Origin of the sequence: Moorena sp. SIO4A5 (genome assembly GCF_010672005.1) — a bacterium.
GTDB lineage: Bacteria > Cyanobacteriota > Cyanobacteriia > Cyanobacteriales > Coleofasciculaceae > Moorena.
In genome coordinates, this window is the sequence record NZ_JAAHHZ010000446.1 from 1 (window position 1) to 3,934 (window position 3,934).

Annotated in this window: 4 protein-coding genes; 3 read left to right on the forward strand and 1 reads right to left on the reverse strand. The window is 45.1% G+C overall.

The features are described from left to right. The first annotated feature begins 329 nt into the window (after positions 1 to 329). The 3 genes from nrtS to F6K57_RS38850 all read left to right on the forward strand — a co-directional run bounded on the left by nrtS (position 330) and on the right by F6K57_RS38850 (position 2,962). On the forward strand, positions 330 to 599 hold the full coding sequence (nrtS, locus tag F6K57_RS38840; protein ID WP_293073978.1) for a nitrate/nitrite transporter NrtS: 270 nt from the start codon (positions 330 to 332) through the stop codon (positions 597 to 599). Between the two features lie 14 nt (positions 600 to 613). Further along, on the forward strand, positions 614 to 1,432 hold the full coding sequence (locus F6K57_RS38845) for an aminotransferase class IV (protein ID WP_293073981.1): 819 nt from the start codon (positions 614 to 616) through the stop codon (positions 1,430 to 1,432). A gap of 246 nt (positions 1,433 to 1,678) precedes the next feature. Continuing rightward, the gene (locus tag F6K57_RS38850) at positions 1,679 to 2,962 is read left to right on the forward strand and encodes a transposase (RefSeq protein WP_293073984.1); all 1,284 of its coding nucleotides are present in this window, start codon (positions 1,679 to 1,681) and stop codon (positions 2,960 to 2,962) included. Positions 2,963 to 3,098: 136 nt separating this feature from the next. Here the strand turns inward: F6K57_RS38850 and F6K57_RS38855 are convergent. Then, positions 3,099 to 3,934 (reverse strand): chloride channel protein (locus F6K57_RS38855; RefSeq protein WP_293073987.1); only part of this gene is annotated, 836 nt, incomplete at its 5' end.

Sequence of the window (3,934 nt, forward strand, 5' to 3'; positions counted from 1 at the left end):
TTGGCTGAATATTGAGACTCTTGGCCTTTGGCTTTGAACTCTAGAATAATCACCGAATATCGACCTCCTTAACCTTGACCAACGGTCACGCTACGCGAACGGTTACGCTACGCAAAGGATATATTTTTATATAAACAATTTCTTATAAAAATGTCAAGTACTAGCCAAGATTTTTCTCACGGCGACTAAAGTCGCTGGGCACTTTCATCCCCGCTCTAAAGATACGGGGCTTTCAGTGTTGTAATTTCTAGTAATTAAGAGTCAACCGCCAAAAAAAAACATCAGTTAGGTAAAATTGTATCGTTAACAGCTTCCTAGATAGCTACAGGGTGAAACCTCTAAAAGATTTCTGTCTAAGTGTTGTTGATCGCGAATTGATGCCAACTGCGCTGAGGGTGGCTTTGGTGGTTGGCTCAGTTCTGTTTGTGATCAACCATGGTTCTGCTCTCCTACAAGGACAGATGAATCGAGAGCGATGGATTTCAGGGGGTTTAACCTATATAGTTCCCTACTTGGTCAACATTCATGGTCAGTACACCATGCGTTCTAGGCAAACCGCTCGAAGAGGAAAAGCAGATTCTAATCGCAATTCTGGTTAATTACGATAACAGCGATGTCAAAACCTTGCTTTTGGTACAATGCCCAGCTAATTGAGGGTAACTCCCTGAGCCTGACCATTGATGAGCCAGGATTTATATATGGCGCTACAGTTTTCACCACCCTACGGGTTTACCATCAGTCCTTAGATCACCCACTAACCCATTGGACTAATCATTGCCATCGCCTCCAATCGAGTCTACAAGCATTTGGTTGGCAACAGCCGGATTGGGAGCAATTGCGCCAAGGAGCACAATCACTGATCACCCTTTACCCAGTGCTGAGAATTACCCTATTCCCCGATGGACGAGAATTGATTATGGGTCGTCCTCTGCCAGCACATTTAGCCCAGTGGCAAGAACAGGGTATCACTGCTTGGGTAGCCGAGTCCCCCTCCGTAAAATTTCATCGCTGCTTACCTACTCACAAGACCGGGAATTACCTATCTCCATGGCTGGCGAAGCAAATGGCGCAAAATATGGGAGCACTCGAAGCGATTCTGGTAGATAATTACGGGAATTGGCTGGAAACTAGCACAGGTAACTTATGGGGATGGGGAGATGGTCAGTGGTGGACACCACCAGTGGAAGCTGGAATTTTACCAGGTGTGATGCGATCGCATTTAATTGAGTGGCTGACTGGCCAAAATCAGAGAGTTCGTCAGGAACCTTGGTCACCCGAGTTGGTAAGACAGTTGGAAGCGATCGCATACACTAACTGCGTGGTGGAGGTTGTTCCCATTCACCGGGTGATTCAAGGAAATTCTGAACGAGTTTATGACCCACTACATCCAGTTTTACGGAATTCCCAAAAGCTGAAAGCCCCGTGTTTTTAAACCGGGTCAGAAGTTACCGCAAAAACAAGGCAGCCTTTATGGTTGGGAGGCTTGGCTGAAAAGGGTTAAAACTTTATGATTAAGGCTGCCTTATTTTAAGGTTTCGTCTCCGGGATGAAAGCTCGCAGCGACTTTAGTCGCCGTGAGGAAAATTTTGATTAGCACTTTACGCTTTTATACAATTATGATTATATAAAAATCTATCGTTCGCGTAGGGTAACCAAAGGTTAAGGAGGTCGATATTCGGTGATTATTCTAGAGTTCAAAGCCAAAGGCCAAGAGTCTCAATATTCAGCCATAGACGAAGCTATCCGGACTGTTAAGTTTATCCGAAATAGCTGCATCCGTTTGTGGCTAGATAATAAAGGGACAGGGAAAAGCGACCTTAGTCGGTACTCAAAAATACTGGCAAAAGAGTTCCCTTTTGCCAATGAATTAAACTCTACTGCTCGTCAGGCTGCGTCTGAGAGGGCATGGTCATCGATTGTTCGCTTCTACGATAATTGCCAGAAAAAAGTCCCAGGCAAGAAGGGTTTTCCAAGGTTCCAAAAACTTGCTCGGTCTGTCGAATACAAGAAGTCAGGATGGAAATTATCTCCTGACAAAAAGTCTATAACCTTCACAGACAAAAAAGGGATTGGAAAGCTTAAGCTCAAAGGCACCTGGGACTTGTGGCGCTTCGACAAGAAGCAAATTAATCGGGTTCGGATAGTCAAGCGAGCTGATGGGTACTACGTTCAATTCTGCGTTGCAGTTAACGTGAAAGAGGAAGTAGAGCACACAGGCGAGATGGTTGGCCTAGATGTAGGAATCAAAGAGTTCTACACAGACTCCAATGGTCATTCTGAACCCAATCCCCGATTCTACAGAAAAGGGGAGAAACGTTTAAAGTTTTATCAGCGCCGGGTTTCTCGGAAAAAGAAAGGCTCATCCAATCGCAAAAAAGCGGTTAATAGGCTAAGTAGACAGCATCTTAAAATAAGTAGGCAGCGTCAAGAACATGCAAAGAGACTTGCACGTTGCGTAATCCGTTCGCGTAGCGTCGGCTTCGCCGAATCTAACGATCTGGTCGCCTACGTTCGCGCAGCGTGCCGAAGGCAAGATTTAAGAGTTAAAAATCTGGTAAAAAATCACTGTCTCGCCAAGTCTATTAACGACGCAGGTTGGTATCAATTCAGGAAATGGCTGGAACATTTTGGAACTAAATTTGACAGGATAACTGTTGCAGTAAATCCTGCCTATACTAGTCAAAACTGTTCTGAATGTGGTGAGGTAGTCAAGAAATCCCTTTCTACTAGGACTCATGTCTGTGAATGCGGATGTGAACTTGATAGAGACCACAACGCCGCCATCAACATCCGCAATAGAGCCATAAGTACGACGGGGCACGTCGGAACTTGGATTATTAATCCGAACGCTTCAGGAGATTTGGCCTCTACTGTTCTTGATTCCGGTCAGGTTCAGCAAGTCGAGTCGATGAATGAAGAATCCCCGCGTCTAATGACCGGGGAGTGTCAACCAATTAGCTAACGTCTCAACAAAAAAAACGGATGACAATTACCCTGAATAAAAATCTCCCCCATCTCCCCACCTCCCTATCTCCCCCTCTCCCCACCCTCCACACACTTCCTTTAGTTATAGATTTACCACAAAAAGATACACCCTCTTAAGCCCTTACTGGGAGACCCTCCTCACTACGCGATCGCTGAGTTTTCAGCAAAGAAATATTAGTAGTTAACAAGAAACTGGCAAAGCTAGCAATAGCAATAATTGGAAGAATCGAGGTATCAGACAGAACGCTAAGAATAACGGTACTACTGACCGGTGTTTTGGTGACCGCAACATTCACCGCTGCCATCAGGCAAAGCATAGCAATGGTGGGGTGAATTCCGGGTAAGGCGATGGAGATAGCTAAACCTAGATTAGCACCGATGAAAAATAGAGGAAAGATAAATCCGCCTCTAAACCCACCGTGGAGGGTAAAACTGATCGCAAACATTTTTGCCAAAGCAATCCCCAGTAACATGGTTACCCCCAAAGTGGGACCTTGTTCAATCACTGTTTCAATTTGCTCCTCACTAAAAAATAGGGTTTGGGGAAAGAATACAGCAATCAACCCGATCGATAATCCGCCTAGTGTAGCTAGCAAAATGTGCCGATGTTCAATCGATTTAATCCAAGACTTGGTAAAGCGAAAGATATAGATAAACACGATAGCTGCTAATCCACCAGCAACCCCGAGTAATCCACCCTCAATTAAATTTAGCCAGGACAGAGTAGGTAACGTATCAAAAAGGTTAAAGCGGTAAATTCCTCCCACATCTAAGCCAGTACCAAAGCGGAAAACAGAGAAGCTAAAAATTGACGCGACAATCGCTGGTACGATGGCTTCATAGTATTCCAGACTCCGGCGGTGGGGAATTTCTAGGGCAAACAATGCCCCCCCGATCGGCGCACCAAAAAAGGCACCAAGAGCAGCACTCATCCCGCAGAAGGTCAATA